The sequence below is a fragment of the Rhizobium sp. NXC24 genome (assembly GCF_002944315.1).
Taxonomy (GTDB): Bacteria; Pseudomonadota; Alphaproteobacteria; order Rhizobiales; family Rhizobiaceae; genus Rhizobium.
In genome coordinates this window covers 206390-220249 of the sequence record NZ_CP024313.1, presented here as the reverse complement: position 1 = coordinate 220249, position 13860 = coordinate 206390, and the positions used below count along the sequence as shown (strand labels likewise).

The window sequence follows — 13860 nt, the reverse complement described above, 5'->3', positions numbered from 1 at the left end:
CCTTTAATCTTCGTCGTCGAAGAACGGCTTGGCGAGACCCATGCCGGCGTCTGCAAGCACCTTGCGCAGCCATGGCGGCGGGGCAGTTTTTAGCATGGTCTGGGCGCGCGTCAGCACCTCTTCGATGGACGATGGCTCCGGCACCTTGATCGGATGGATTTTTGCCGAGACGACTTTCGCGGCGGAGGGGCCGCCGATCGCCAGGCAGAACAGCAGGTGGCATCCCTTCAACGCCTCGACCCTCATCGTGATGCGATCAGTGCCGCCGTCGTTCGTGTGCTTGCCGCTTTCGTCTGTTGCTTCACCAAAATCGACGGCTTCGACGATTTCCCAACTGGTCGGAGTGACGTCATAGACAGCAAAAAGCTTGGCAGACCCGAAATGCGCATTCAGCCTCTTCAGGTCCTGTGTCGCGATCGCAACGCGCAGAACTCCCTTCGGGCACTCTGGCGCAGGGGCTGGCCCCTCGTCAGTGACGAGTGAAAGACGTCTGACGGCCGTCATTTTTTGCCTCCATGTCTTGCAAAGGATTGAGCGCTTCGGGGCTCGGCCGGCGGCAGTGCGACTGAAAAATGTTGGCGGCCTCGAACAGGAAGTTGCGCGCGCCCTCATAGAGGATGGTTTTCTTATGCTGGCTGCCCAGCCGGTCAAAGATCGGAAAGCCGACCCTCATCAGCGGAATGCCAAGCCGCTCAGCAGCCTGACGGCCATGGGAATGGGTCACGATCAAGTCACCGCCAGCGTGACGCGCCATGGTTTCGAGATCGGAAAGGTCGCCGACCTGAACTGCGTCGGCCGGCACCTTCTGCAGAATGCTGCTTGTGCCGGTGGTCGAAACGGCGGCGACGATTTCAGCGCCCATACCCTTGAAGAACGTCGCAAGTTGAAAGAGATGATCCGGCTCCGCGGCAATCGCAATGCGCTTGCCGCCGAAATGAAAATGGCCGTCGAGGAGTGCGTCCTGCAATTGCGCGCGCCGCCGCCGCACCGAGGCCGGCACGGGATTGCCGGCGATCATCGCCAGCATGGTCATGAAACGGTCGATTGCCCTTAAGCCGACAAGCTGCTCGAAGAGGACATAAGGCACGCCGGTCTTCGCCTGCAGTGCCACGGCGGCCGTGCGCATATGCTCGCCAATCGCAACCGCCTGGAAGCAGGTGCCAAGTTCGCGGATTTCCTCGACTTTCGTGCCGCCATAGGTAGTCGGCACCCAACGGTCGTCAGGAACCGTGCCGTCGAGCGAGCCAGAGACGTCGGGCAGGATCACGGGCTTCAGACCAAAGCTTTCGACCGTTTCGCGCAGAAGTTCAATATCGGCGACTGTCAGGTGCCAACCGGGCAGGATCGCAATCTTCTTCAGATCGCGGGGCCGACCGCCTGGGGTCGTAATGCCTTCGATTATGGAGGTGACAGCCTTTGCCCAACCCTCCTCGATCGCGCCGTCGAAATCCGGTGTGCTCGCTAGCACGACCTCGGTACCTGCTAGCTCTTCGGCACGCTCCAGCTTGATATTGACAAGATCGCCCTCGAAATTTTCGCCGCGGGTTTCCACCAGCGCCGTCGTGCAGATCCCGATCAGCTTCGGTTTTGCGCGTTTTTTAACATTAAGGAGCGCCTCTTCCAGATTGCCGGCGCCGCCGAGGATCGTCGCGACGGCGTCCATCGCGGTTGTCTGCAGAGGAATCGCCTCCTTGAAATGGCGCACGAAGAGCACGAGCGCGAAGCTGGTACAACCTTGGCTGCCGTGGAACAGCGGTATCGCACCATCGACGCCAAGATAGGCTAGAGCGGCACCGAGGGGCTGCGACGATTTCAGCGGATTGACCGCCGCCGACTTGGTCTGCGGGAGAATGCAGGCCATCAGCTTTCCTCACTACCTGCGGAAGCCGCCGGCGGAGGCGCCGACGGGATCTGTGAGGCGGGGAAGGTCTCGGTCTCGCTTTGCGTGTTTTGCAGTTCTTCCTTCATTGCGGGCTGGGCGTCCCATGGTGCCGGCTCCCGCACCTCACTCCAGATCGGGTTGTGGATAGCAAGATCGATCTGGCGAACGAGCTCCACCATACCGGCATAGCCGGCATAGGGATGATGGCGCTCCTGGTTGATATCAAGCCAAGGCGTTTTTGCCTTCAGCGCGACATATTGCGTACGCCCACCAGACAGCATGATGTCGGCTTTGTGTTCTGCGAGAATGTCGTACATCTCGCGCGGTCCCATCGATTCGAACATGCGGTGATCCTCCTTCAGAATTTCCTTGATGCGCTCCTTGTCTTCGGCGGTCGATTTCTTGGTCGAGGTGCCGACAATTTCGACGCCGATCTCCATCAGCGCGTGGGCAATCGACCATGCCTTCACGCCTCCGGTATTAAGCAGCACGCGCTTGCCTTGAAGCCGCGCCCGGTATGCCGCGAGCTTTTTCCATGCAATCGCCTCCTGCTCTGTGATCAGTGCTTCGGTGCGCTCAAGAATTTCCGGATCGGCACCCTTCGTGACGAGCAGCTCAGCGATCTGCCGCAGCGATTGCGACGTGTCGGTGATGCCGTAGAAGGACCCTTCGAAGAACGGAATATCCCAGAGTTCCTCCATTTTGCGGGCAAGATTTATGAGTGCGGTCGAGCACACCATCATCGCTGCCCGGGCACGATGGGCGGAGGCGATGTCACGATAGCGTGCGTCACCGGGGATGCAGGCGCGTACGCGGATGCCAAGCCGGTCAAGAAGCGGCTTTACCAGCCAGAACTCGCCGGAAAGATTGAATTCGCCGAGAATATTGATGTCGTAAGGACCGGCATCGTCCGGCTCCACCGTGCCGATGACATGATCGAGCAGCGCCTCGCCGGCGAGCTTGTTTCCAAGATTCTTGGAGCCGGAAAAGCCGGGCGCATTGACCGGCACCACCGGCAAGCCGAATTTTTCCGCAGCACGCTTGCAGACGGCTTCAATGTCGTCGCCGATCAGCGCCGTAACGCACGTCGAATAGACAAAGATCGCCGGCGGCGCGTAGGTTTCCTTGATCTCGCGGATCGCTTTGAAAAGCTTCCGCTCGCCGTGACCCATCACCACGTCGAGTTCCGTGAGATCGGTGGTGAAGCTCGTGCGCCAGAGCGTAGGGCCGGACGAAGCCGTACCACGGTTATCCCAGGAATTGCCTTCGCAGGCGAGCGGGGCATGAATCAGATGCGCAACGTCGGTGATCGGCTGCAGCACGATCTTTGCCCCGTCGAACGCGCAGCCGCCGGCTGCCGCCCCCGGAGTGAGCGGCTTGGAACAACCCTTCTTGCGCACGTTGGCATCTTTGCCCCGGTTCATCTCGCAAGCGGGCTCCTCGAAGACGTCCTGGATCCTGGCATCGAGCAAGCGGCTTGCGCCGGTCTTGGATGTCGATTGAAAGACGCTCGGCGGCGGAGCCGAGCGTTTGCCGTTAGCGTGTGAGGTCATAGGAATAGTCCGTGACACCTGTTTGGCTCGTCTCGCGGTCAAGTTTGTCGAAGATCGTATCGAGGATTGTCGTTAAGACACGCAGTCCGCCTTGGTAGCCCATCAGTGGGAAGCGATGATGATGGTGCCGGTCGAAAATCGGAAACGTCAGGCGGATCAGCGGCGTGCCGGTGTCGCGCTCCAGATATTTGCCATAGGAATTGCCGATCAGGAGGTCCACCGGTTCGGTGAAGAGCAGTGAGCGCAGTGCCCAGAGGTCCTTGCCCGCCCAGACCTTGGCATCCTTTCCGAACGGCGAGGATGCAAGCAATGCCTTCATTTCGCTTTCCCAGGCAGATGTGCCGTTGGTCGCGAGACAATGTGTCGGCTCGCCGCCGGTTTCCATCACGAACCGGGCCACCGCATAGACAAAATCTGGATCGCCGTAGATCGCGTATTTCTTTCCGTGCAGCCAGGCTTGACTGTCTGCCATGGCGTCGACGAGGCGCCCACGCTCGAGTGCGATCGCCGAAGGGATTTCCTTGCCGGAAATCTCCGAGATTTTCACCAGCAATTCGTCGGTCGCTTTGACGCCAAGGGGATAATGGAAGGAAGCCGTCGGCTGTCCGAGCTCTTTGCAATATTCCAGCGTCTTGCGGGTGTTGTAGTGCTGCAGCGACAGTGTCGCTTCGGCGCCAAGAGCTTCTTTGACGTCTCCGATCGTGGTGCCGCCATCATACATGCGATACATGCCGTCCGAGGGAGTATCGAACTGGTCGGAGGCGTCCTGGATGAGCGTATACGATACGCCCATGAGGTTCAGCAGGCGCTTGAGCTCGCGGTTGTTGCCGACGCAGAAGCCGTCGAATCCCGGGATGATGTTGATGGTGCCGTTTGGTTGCTTGCGCTCCCTGCCCTTCCAAAAGTGCTCCAGGATGCCCTTGACCATGCCGTCATAGCCATCGACGTGGCTGCCGACGAAAGCGGGTGTGTGGGCGAAAGGAACATCCAAGTCGGAAGGGACCGAGCCTTCGTTCTTGGCGTTTTCGATAAAGCCGTGCAAATCGTCACCGATAACCTCCGCCATGCAGGTGGTCGAGACGGCAATCATCGACGGGTCGTAAAGCGCATAGGTATTGGCGAGCCCGTCGACCATGTTCTTCAGTCCGCCGAATACCGCCGCGTCCTCAGTCATCGAGGAAGAAACCGCCGACGAAGGCTCCTTGAAATGTCGCGAAAGGTGCGATCTGTAATAGGCAACGCAGCCCTGGCTACCATGCACGAAGGACATGGTCCGCTCAAAGCCCGCGGCCGCAAACACTGCGCCGAGCGGCTGGCAGGCTTTGGCGGGATTTATCACGAGGGCTTCGCGGGCGAGATTTTTCTCCCTGTATTCCCAGGTCTTGGTGTATTCGCTTTGATCGGCAACGACCTGGTCCGGGTGCGGACATTCGAAATTCAGCTTCTTTTCGGCAAGCATTCGCCTGTATTCCGGCTCGCGGAACAGGGGCGCGTGGTCGAGAATTTTTTCCGCCGACTGCGGCATGGTAATCGCCTTTCTTTTCATCGTGCCGCACGGGTGGCGGCAAAGAACGTCGAGATGTTTGAGATTTGCGGATCAAGTCCGCGGCGAGAGCCTAGCCTGCCCCTGCTCCAAGACAGGCCAGGCCCTCATTCGGCCGCAACCGCCTCAGCCGGCGCGACCTTTTTCTTCCAGGGGGCGTCGTAGAGATCCCAGACTGGATTGTTGATGGCGAGGTCCATGTCTTTGGCAAAGATGGCAAAGCCGTCGTAGCCGTGATACGGACCGGAGTAATCCCACGAATGCATCTGGCGGAACGGAATGCCCATCTTCTGCACCGGGTACTTTTCCTTGATCCCGGAGCCAACGAGATCGGGACGGATCCCCTCGATGAACTTTTCCAGTTCATAACCGGTCACGTCGTCGTAGATGAGCGTGCCTTTTTTCACGTAATGGCCGGTGCGCTGATAGTCGTCGTTGTGGGCGAACTCGTAACCGGTGCCGACGATCTCCATGCCGAGATCCTCGTAGGCCGTGACCACGTGACGGGGGCGCAAACCGCCGACGTAGAGCATCACCGTCTTGCCTTCGAGGCGTGGCCGGTATTTGGCGATGACGGCGTCGACCAAAGGTCGGTACTTGGCGATGACTTTTTCGGTCTTTTCCTCGATTTCGGGCCCGAAATGCTTGGCAAGCTTGCGCAGAGAGGCTTCGATCTGCGAGGGACCAAAGAAATTGTATTCCATCCATGGAATGCCGTACTTTTCCTCCATGTGCCGGCAGATGTAGTTCATCGACCGGTAGCAGTGGATGAGGTTGAGCTTGGCCTTCGGCGCCCGTTCCACTTCGGCAAGCGTGGCGTCTCCCGACCAATTGCCGACCACGCGCAACCCCATCTCCTCCAGGAGGATGCGCGTGGCCCACGCATCGCCGCCGATATTGTAATCGCCGACGACGTTGATGTCGTAAGGACCCGCCTCGAACTCGACATCCGTTTTATCGAAAACCCAGTCACGGATGGAATCGTTGGCAATATGATGGCCGAGCGATTGCGATACGCCGCGGAAACCTTCGCAGCGCACCGGCACGATCGTCTTTTCGTATTCCTTCGCCTTCTTGCGCGACACGGCCTCGATGTCATCGCCTATAAGACCGATCGGGCATTCGGATTGGATGCTGACGCCTTTGTTCAGTGGGAATAATTCCTCGATCTCATCGATGATCTTGTCCAACCTCTTGTCGCCGCCGAAAACGATGTCTTTTTCCTGAAAGTCGGAGGTGAACTGCATCGTCACGAAGGTGTCGATCCCTGTGGTGCCGACATAATAATTGCGACGCTGCGACCAAGAATATTGGCCGCAACCAACCGGTCCGTGGGAGATGTGGACCATATCCTTGATCGGCCCCCACACGACACCTTTGGAGCCGGCATAGGCGCAGCCGCGGATGGTCATCACGCCCGGAATGGATTTGATATTCGATTTGACGCTGCATTCGGAAAGGACGTCCTCCTCCTTGTCGGTCGCGTCTGCGCCCGTTGCAACGCTGAGGTGCTTGTTGCGGCGCTTCGCCGCCTTGTCCGGATATTGCGACAGCACGTCCGCAATAAGCTTTTCATGCAAAGCGCCGTTTTTCTCGTAGTCGAGGCTCATAGGGCCTGCCCTCTTTTAAGGTTCGGATGACGCCTCGCGCTGAGGCGCGTTCTGAGGAAGGACGCGCCGGGTCAAGGGCCGGCGCGTCCGTCGAAAGCGGCGGTTATTGGGCGGCCGCCACCTTCGATTCCTTGGCCTGGAGTTCCGCAAGCATCTGCTCGTCGGTCTTCATGATGCCGAAGTCGAGCAGCATGTCCTCGAGCTCTTCCATGGTGATCGGGGTTGGGACGGTCCCTTGACCCGAATTGGCGTGGATCTTCTCAGCCAGGGTGCGATATTCTCCGGCCTGTTTGGAATCCGGCGCATACTGGATGACCGTCATTTTCCTGAGCTCGGCGTGTTGGACGATGTTGTCGCGCGGCACGAAATGGATGAGCTTGGAATTGAGCCTAGACGCGAGGGCCTCGGCGAGGTCGACCTCTCGGTCTGTCTGGCGCTCGTTGCAGATCAGACCACCGAGCCGCACGCCGCCTGCATGGGCATATTTCAGGATGCCCTTAGCGATGTTGTTTGCCGCGTAAAGCGCCATCATCTCGCCGGACATGACGATATAGATTTCCTGGGCCTTGTTCTCGCGGATCGGCATGGCGAAGCCGCCGCACACGACGTCGCCGAGCACGTCATAGGAGACATAGTCGACATTGTCGTAGGCGCCGTTTTCCTCAAGGAAGTTGATGGAGGTGATGACGCCGCGGCCGGCGCAACCAACACCCGGCTCTGGGCCGCCGGACTCCACGCACTTGATGCCCTTATAGCCGATTTTGAGCACGTCCTCGAGTTCGAGATCTTCCACCGAACCTTCTTGTGCCGCTAGATGCAGCACGGTGTCCTGCGCCTTCGAGTTCAGGATCAGGCGGGTGGAGTCGGCTTTGGGATCGCAGCCGACGATCAGGATCTTCTGCCCGAGATCGACGAGGGCTGCGAGCGTATTTTGTGAGGTGGTGGACTTGCCGATGCCCCCTTTGCCGTAGAATGCGATTTGACGCAAATCTGACATGTTGCCTTCCTTCTTTCGTTCCATCCATCGCGGAGTACGGTCGGCAGCTCGCGCCGCCCGCCAAGAAGCGGTTCAAAACGCGTGCCAAGTTGGCAGCCGACTTGAAGGGAAACTCTCTTGATTGTTTTTCAGCTATTTAGCCGCGTCAGACATATGCTCCAACTGGACAAGCCTTTGTCGCGGGCCCGACAAATCGGACGCAAGGTGTCGCAGTAAACTGATAAAGTCTGACGATCGGAGGGTGCCGCAGGTTGGCAAAGACCAACAGCAGGGCCAAGGAACTTTTAAAATTGAAGACAATCCAACATCGAATCACGCCAATGGCGAAGCACCCGATTCTGCCTCAGCCAAACCAGCGGAGACCCAAACTGCATGTTGCGCCGCATCACGCCCCAGGATCGAAAGCGGTATATCCATGCGGCGCGACACACACGAAACTGATACGAGATTTGGCACTTGCGCTTTTCGCAGCGGTAAGCGCGGGGATCCAGGTGAGCTGGACAATATTTCTGCTGGCCGGTCGCGGGTAGGCTCGCATGCCTAATGGCTTGGAAAGTTTAAATGCATCGGAACCGCAACAGGCGAGGCGGACATTTCATCCGGCGTAAACTTTCGCACGAGTGGGCTTCATTGTCGGAGCATCTGGACGCTCCGCAGCCGGCGGCGAAACCATCCGGGCTGCCTCCCGCATCAATGTCTCCCGCATCCAGAGGCTTGCCGCATCGCTATTGTGGAGGGCCGGCCATTGGAGGGCTTCTGTTAGTGTGGCGATCGGAAGCGGAAGCTCCATGATGCGCAGGGGCGTCGTTTTCGCGCAGTGCTGCGCCAGCCGCAAAGGCATCGTCCCAATGCGGTCGGTACCCGCCAGCATGGGCGGTATCATGCTAAAGGATTGCACCACAACCTCGATACGTCGCTTGAAACCACGCTCGCGCAAATACCACTCGTCAATGGCAGGCCTGCGGCTACTTCCAAATCTGACCGCAACATGACCCATCGACATGTATTGCTCGAACGTGAACGGCTCTGTTAGCTGCTTGTTCGTACTGCACCCTACGCACACGAATATATCGTCGAACAGTGCAGCATGAGGATGCTTCGACATGAACACTTCAGGCATAATGAGAAAGTCGACGTCGCCGCGCTGGATGAGCTCATCGAAGTCGTCTGAAACAGGTAGAAACTCGAAGCTGATGGCAGGAGCTTCCTGCGCCATACGCTCGACGACCTTTTCAAGAAACACGAGTGTGACGTAGTCGGATAGGATGATCTTGAAGCAGCGATCCGAATGAGCCGGGTCGAACGGCTCCCAGGTAATAACGGAGAGCTGGATATACAGCAAAGCCTCCCGGACCGCCACGGCGAGCCTTTCGGCACGTGGCGTTGGGACAAGTTCACGGCCCACCATCGTAAAGAGATCGTCGCTGAAATACGTTCGCAGCCGGGCGACGGCCGCGCTCATTGCGGGCTGGCTCAGATTGATGCTTCGTGCCGCTGCTGTGAGGTTGCGCTCGGTCATGAGGGCGTCGAGCACGACAAGGAGATTTAGATCAAGACCTTTAAAGCGCATGTTTTCCTTCATCCACGGCGTGGAGGTGTGCCATACACGCCATCGATCATCGTGCCTATTGAAAGAATACAAGTTGACCAAAATCAAGTAAATCGAGTGCACATTTGTATTGGATCGCCCGAAGGGTCGCATAAAATGGTGTTCGGGATCTTTGCGGTCTGCTCTCGTTGCGCGCCTTGGCAAATCTCTTAACCGGGCAACCTCCTTGGGGTCGGTCGTGAGACGACAAGACATGGAACTTCCGCGCATCGATGCGTGGTATCGGACAAAATTTCGAGCCAACCCAGGAGCTCGGCATAAGGGCCTCCGCTCACGTCCTCGCGGCAAAAGCAATCGCTTGGTTCGAATACTTGAGCGAACGTGGCGAACAGGTGCCGTTAAGAACATTCCAACTGCCGTGCAACAAAACGTCTCGCGAAGGAGGTGGTTACTGCCTGCGCGCATTAGGATCTGCTTAACCCCCACCCCAAACTATTGGCGATCTGAACTCCCGTGGGGAGTCTTCAACAGGAAGATGCCCTACCAAATCCCGCTTGCGATCGGCATCATGAATAGGTCTAAGTCCCTGAACTTGTAAAGTTATGTCTTGATTTATCCATGTCGTAAATAAGCCACATCTAAACAATAGATTTGCCAAACCTGTGGGGAATTGGAGTAAGGTCCCTATGTCCCCGGCTTTGATCGTATTCGCCGAACAAACTTTAGGGAAATTGATGTTCAGTCATGCAATCAAAGTCGGTGCTCCCGATTTCCGTTCATTTGGCTAGGTCCGACCGAGCCGAAATTTGGGTTCCATAAAGGGAGCAACGACACATTCCCTTGAACGATCCTCCCTGGATAAGATCAGCAAAGGCGGCGTGCGAGAGCATACCGCCTTTGCACATTCCGTCGATTCGTCACTGGATTTCGTAGCATCAACAGGAACACGCTCTGTCGAGACTAGAGTGCAGGTTCTGCCCACAGGAGGAACTTCCATCATCCATGAAAGGCCATCGAATGCTTAGTCCCGCAAACTCCAACCCGAAGGACCTCGAGGCCATCGCGCGCAACGGTGGGGTACTTCGCCGGATCGCGTCCCGAATTCCGACCTATCTCACGGATATGCGGGAGAATCCGGCTTGGCTACCAATGTTCCTGCTGGCACGTACAATGCCGTTCCGCAAGGCACATTGGCTGAGCGCAAGACCAGCGTCGCGGCAGGAAAGTGGCAAGCCCTCGATGTTTGGCGATCTCAGGGCAGAGGCGATCGCGGACGAATTGAGAAGAACGGGCCTTTTTTCCGGTTTGAACCTTCCAGCCGCAATCCACGAGGAAATTGCCCGTTTTGGACATGAGACTCCTTGCTTCGGCAATTTCGACCGAAGGTTTGACTTCTTGGCCAGCGACCATGCCGAAGCCGAGCGGTGGTTTGGCCGGACGATACTAAGTGGCCACCATTACGAACGAGCTTTGAGATGTGATGCCGTCGTTGCCGTTCAGCAAGATCCGCTGCTTCTCGACGTGGCAAGGCATTATCTCGGCGGCAATGCCAGATTGATCACCACGCGGACGTGGTGGAGCTTTCCGACGAAAAATGCCTCGGATGCGGATCTGAGCCGCGCTTCCTTCAAGTTTCACTTCGATCTCGATGATTGGCGGATGCTGAAGTTTTTCTTTTATCTCTCCGACGTCGATGCCAATTCCGGTCCGCATGTCTACGTGCGCGGCAGCCACAACCGTCGGCGCTTGAAGCATCAATTGACGCTGCTCGTCGGCCATCCGGCGCACGAGGTGCTGGATTTCTATGGCGAAGAAAATGCCATCACTTTGACCGGCAAAGCGGGTTCAGGTTTCGTCGAGGATCCTTTCGGCTTTCATATGGGAACCTTGGCAAAGCAGAGGCCGCGGCTCATGATGGAGGTCGGTTTTGGCGTCTCAAAACCATCAAAACGCCGTTTCCATGGAGAGCCGGTTCTTCGCTAGACGAGCAACCGTTCCGGCGCGGATCCAAGTTCTGGCAGACCGCTTACGCCTGTTGGAATGCACTCCGACTGTCATTTCTAGCGGACCCTCTTCGACCATGCAGTTGCCGCAACTTAATGGTCGATGATGCCGCTTATGATGGAGGGACAAGTCGATCGGCTGCTTTCCTCAACAAGTCACAGACGTTCCGAAAAACCGATGGCATCGCGAAGGAAACTGTAACCCAAGGCGAGGAAGGCTGCCCGATTGCGATTGTCCGCGCTGGTGTCATGACCACCGACCTCAGCTTCGTAGAAGTAGGCGGGGCAGCCGAGTGCTTGCAGCTTTGCAGCCATCTTACGTGCGTGCCCCGGATGGACGCGGTCGTCCCGTCTTCGGGTCGCGAGCAGGATAGGCGGGTAGAACTGCCCCGCTTCGGCCGTGTGATAGGCAGACATTTGACTGAGAAAAGCCCAATCCGCAGGCTTGTCGGGATCCCCCTTTTCCTCAATCCAGCTCGCACCCGCAAGGAGCTTCGTGTAACGACGCAGATCGAGAACTGGAACTATGCAAAAGAGCGCGCCGAAACGCTCCGGATATCGAGTTAGCATGTTGGCGATCAGGAGCCCGCCGTTTGAACCGCCCTGGGCAGCGATCCGTCCCGGACGCGTGACACCCCGGCGCACAAGGTCGGCGGCCACGGCGGCGAAATCGTCATGGGCAAGACGTCTGCCCGCCCTTCGTCCAGCCTCGTGCCAGCGTGTACCGAACTCGCCTCCGCCGCGGATGTTGGCCACCACGCTCGTGCCGCCGGGTTCCAGCCACAGCTTGCCTACCGCGGAGTTGTATTTGGGCAGAACCGATTTGCCGTAACCGCCATAGGCGGTGAGATGGACCGGCGCATTTCCATTTCCCATCGCCGGCCCGACCTGTGTATAGGGGATCATTTCACCATCCGTCGAAGCTGCCTCATGACGCGTGACCAGCAATCCGGATGCATCGAATTTGTCTGGATCACGTTTCAGGACGACGGGGGCGCCGAGCCGCGGCGCCCCGTTAAGATTGAACAAGAGAAGCTGCGGCGGTGTCATTGGATCTTCAGCCGAGACGAGGACTTCACCATTGCTCTCGTGAACTTCCGCATCTAACGGCCAGGCTCGAACAGTCGTCGCAGCGGGCATGGTGTCCAAGGTTTGATGTGTCCATTTCTGTCGTCCGGGCGTGAACATCTCGAAGCGCGGCACGAGATTATCGAGGAGGGATACCACGAGCTTTCCGTCATTCCAGAAGAAGGACTGCAGGGCGCACCTTTCGCCCGGTTCAAATAGCGTAGCAAAGCGGCGCGCACCGGCGATGAACGAGGACAGGGAGATGCCGATCAGCGCGTCAGCCGCATAGGTCGTCCCTCCGACCGTCCATGCGTCACGCAACTTCACAGCCAGCCAATCACCGAAGACGTTCCAGCTAGCATCTCGAGGAAGATCAATCTTAGTCTTCGGACCGCTCCTGTCGCCGATCCACCCGATTGTATCGAAAAATGTCCGCTCGATGAAGCAAACCCGTTCGCTTGCGGCGGTACGATCCAGATAGCCGAACACGAGGATAGAGTCGGGCCTCGCCTCGAAGATAACCGGCGCGGCGAGCGGATCCGCACCGCGCGTCCATAACCGCACTGTGCGCGCATAGCCGGAGCGCGTGGCCATGCCATCGCCGAGAGCGATGGAAAGCAAAAGAGTGTCATGATTGAGCCAGGCAATATTTCCTTTGGCCTCCGGTAGATTGAAGCCGTCGGCGACGAGGCTTCGCGTGGTTAGATCGTACTCGCGATGCACGACCGCGTCGCTGCCACCCAGCGACAGGCGAAGGACGGCTCTTTCGCATCTTCCCGGTTCGATCGAGGCACCGTCCCATATCCAGTCCTTCCCCTCGGTCTTGGCGAGGGCATCCAAATCTAGAACGATCTCCCACTCCGGGTCCGCCGTCATGTAGGCGGCGAGAGTTGTTCTGCGCCACACACCTTTCGGGTTTTCGGCATCTCGCCAGAAATTATAGAGGTGTCGGTCCCGGCGTGTGATCCACGCAATCTTGTCAGGGCGGTCGAAAATGCCTGCGAGCGTGTCGCGGTCTTCTTCGAACCCCGACCCGCCAAAGCGCGCCAGCGTTCGCGCCGATTGCTCTGTGACCCAAATCAAGGCCTTCTCTCCATCTATGTCTTCGAGCCAGAGATACGGGTCGTCATCGGGGGCATTCAATGTCGGGCGAGCATCGATACCAGTCATGTGCGAAAAACTCCTAGTCGGGAAGAACTCCGTGGTGCGGGGAAGTGGTAAGTCTGTAATGGCGGTGGCCGGACGATCTATCCGGAGAACCGATGATATTGTCCTTGCCTGGCTTTGTGTTGCCGAGCCCCTCTGAAGGTGAGAAACACGAGGCAATAAGCGGCCGTTTTAGCCTAATGGATTTTGGCCCCTGCCAGAAATCGTTACTGCTCCGTGGCCGCTGGGCGATGATCTCCGCAAACCGAGCAATCGTCAGACGGCTCGGTCCAGGCTCGCGGAAACCCCGCACAGAACTTGGGCCTCCACTCAGCTCCGCAGGAAACCGGAAAGAAAGGGGCGGTCCGCAATTTAGCGCCAGAAGGGCTGTCACCGCCGCATCCGCGCGAGTCTTATTCGGCGAATGCGAAAGTCCGATAGCAATGTTCATTGAAATCCCAGCGGGGGTTCATTGGCGACTATTGCTCGGCGCCGAGTAACTATGAGAA

Annotated in this window: 9 protein-coding genes; 1 reads left to right on the top strand and 8 read right to left on the bottom strand. The window is 58.0% G+C overall.

Features of this window, described 5'->3' with window-relative positions; genetic code table 11:
- Positions 1-3: 3 nt before the first annotated feature.
- The 7 genes from nifX to NXC24_RS22770 form a co-directional block, all read right to left on the bottom strand.
- The gene (gene nifX, locus NXC24_RS22800; protein WP_104825726.1) at positions 4-504 is read right to left on the bottom strand and encodes a nitrogen fixation protein NifX; all 501 of its coding nucleotides are present in this window, start codon (positions 502-504) and stop codon (positions 4-6) included.
- Complete coding sequence (gene nifN, locus NXC24_RS22795) at positions 470-1861, bottom strand: nitrogenase iron-molybdenum cofactor biosynthesis protein NifN (RefSeq protein WP_104825725.1); 1392 nt, start codon at positions 1859-1861, stop codon at positions 470-472. The genes nifX and nifN overlap by 35 nt, the downstream gene beginning before the upstream one ends.
- On the bottom strand, positions 1861-3306 hold the full coding sequence (gene nifE / locus NXC24_RS22790) for a nitrogenase iron-molybdenum cofactor biosynthesis protein NifE (protein ID WP_245464064.1): 1446 nt from the start codon (positions 3304-3306) through the stop codon (positions 1861-1863). The genes nifN and nifE overlap by 1 nt, the downstream gene beginning before the upstream one ends.
- A 112-nt stretch (positions 3307-3418) precedes the next feature.
- Positions 3419-4960: a nitrogenase molybdenum-iron protein subunit beta gene (gene nifK / locus NXC24_RS22785; protein WP_104825723.1), complete on the bottom strand. Its 1542-nt coding sequence runs from the start codon at positions 4958-4960 to the stop codon at positions 3419-3421.
- A gap of 125 nt (positions 4961-5085) precedes the next feature.
- Positions 5086-6588, bottom strand: coding sequence for a nitrogenase molybdenum-iron protein alpha chain (gene nifD / locus NXC24_RS22780; protein ID WP_104825722.1), 1503 nt, complete (start codon positions 6586-6588; stop codon positions 5086-5088).
- Positions 6589-6691: 103 nt separating this feature from the next.
- Complete coding sequence (nifH, locus tag NXC24_RS22775) at positions 6692-7585, bottom strand: nitrogenase iron protein (protein WP_104825721.1); 894 nt, start codon at positions 7583-7585, stop codon at positions 6692-6694.
- A 595-nt stretch (positions 7586-8180) separates the two neighbouring features.
- Positions 8181-9155 carry a LysR family transcriptional regulator gene (locus tag NXC24_RS22770; RefSeq protein WP_104825720.1) on the bottom strand — a complete coding sequence of 325 codons (975 nt, stop codon included), beginning with the start codon at positions 9153-9155 and terminating at the stop codon, positions 8181-8183.
- Between the two features lie 996 nt (positions 9156-10151).
- Here NXC24_RS22770 and NXC24_RS22760 point away from each other — a divergent pair.
- Positions 10152-11117, top strand: coding sequence for a hypothetical protein (locus NXC24_RS22760; RefSeq protein WP_104825718.1), 966 nt, complete (start codon positions 10152-10154; stop codon positions 11115-11117).
- A 176-nt stretch (positions 11118-11293) separates the two neighbouring features.
- Here NXC24_RS22760 and NXC24_RS22755 read toward each other — a convergent pair whose 3' ends face one another.
- The gene (locus NXC24_RS22755) at positions 11294-13375 is read right to left on the bottom strand and encodes a prolyl oligopeptidase family serine peptidase (protein ID WP_104825717.1); all 2082 of its coding nucleotides are present in this window, start codon (positions 13373-13375) and stop codon (positions 11294-11296) included.
- Between the last annotated feature and the right edge of the window lie 485 nt (positions 13376-13860).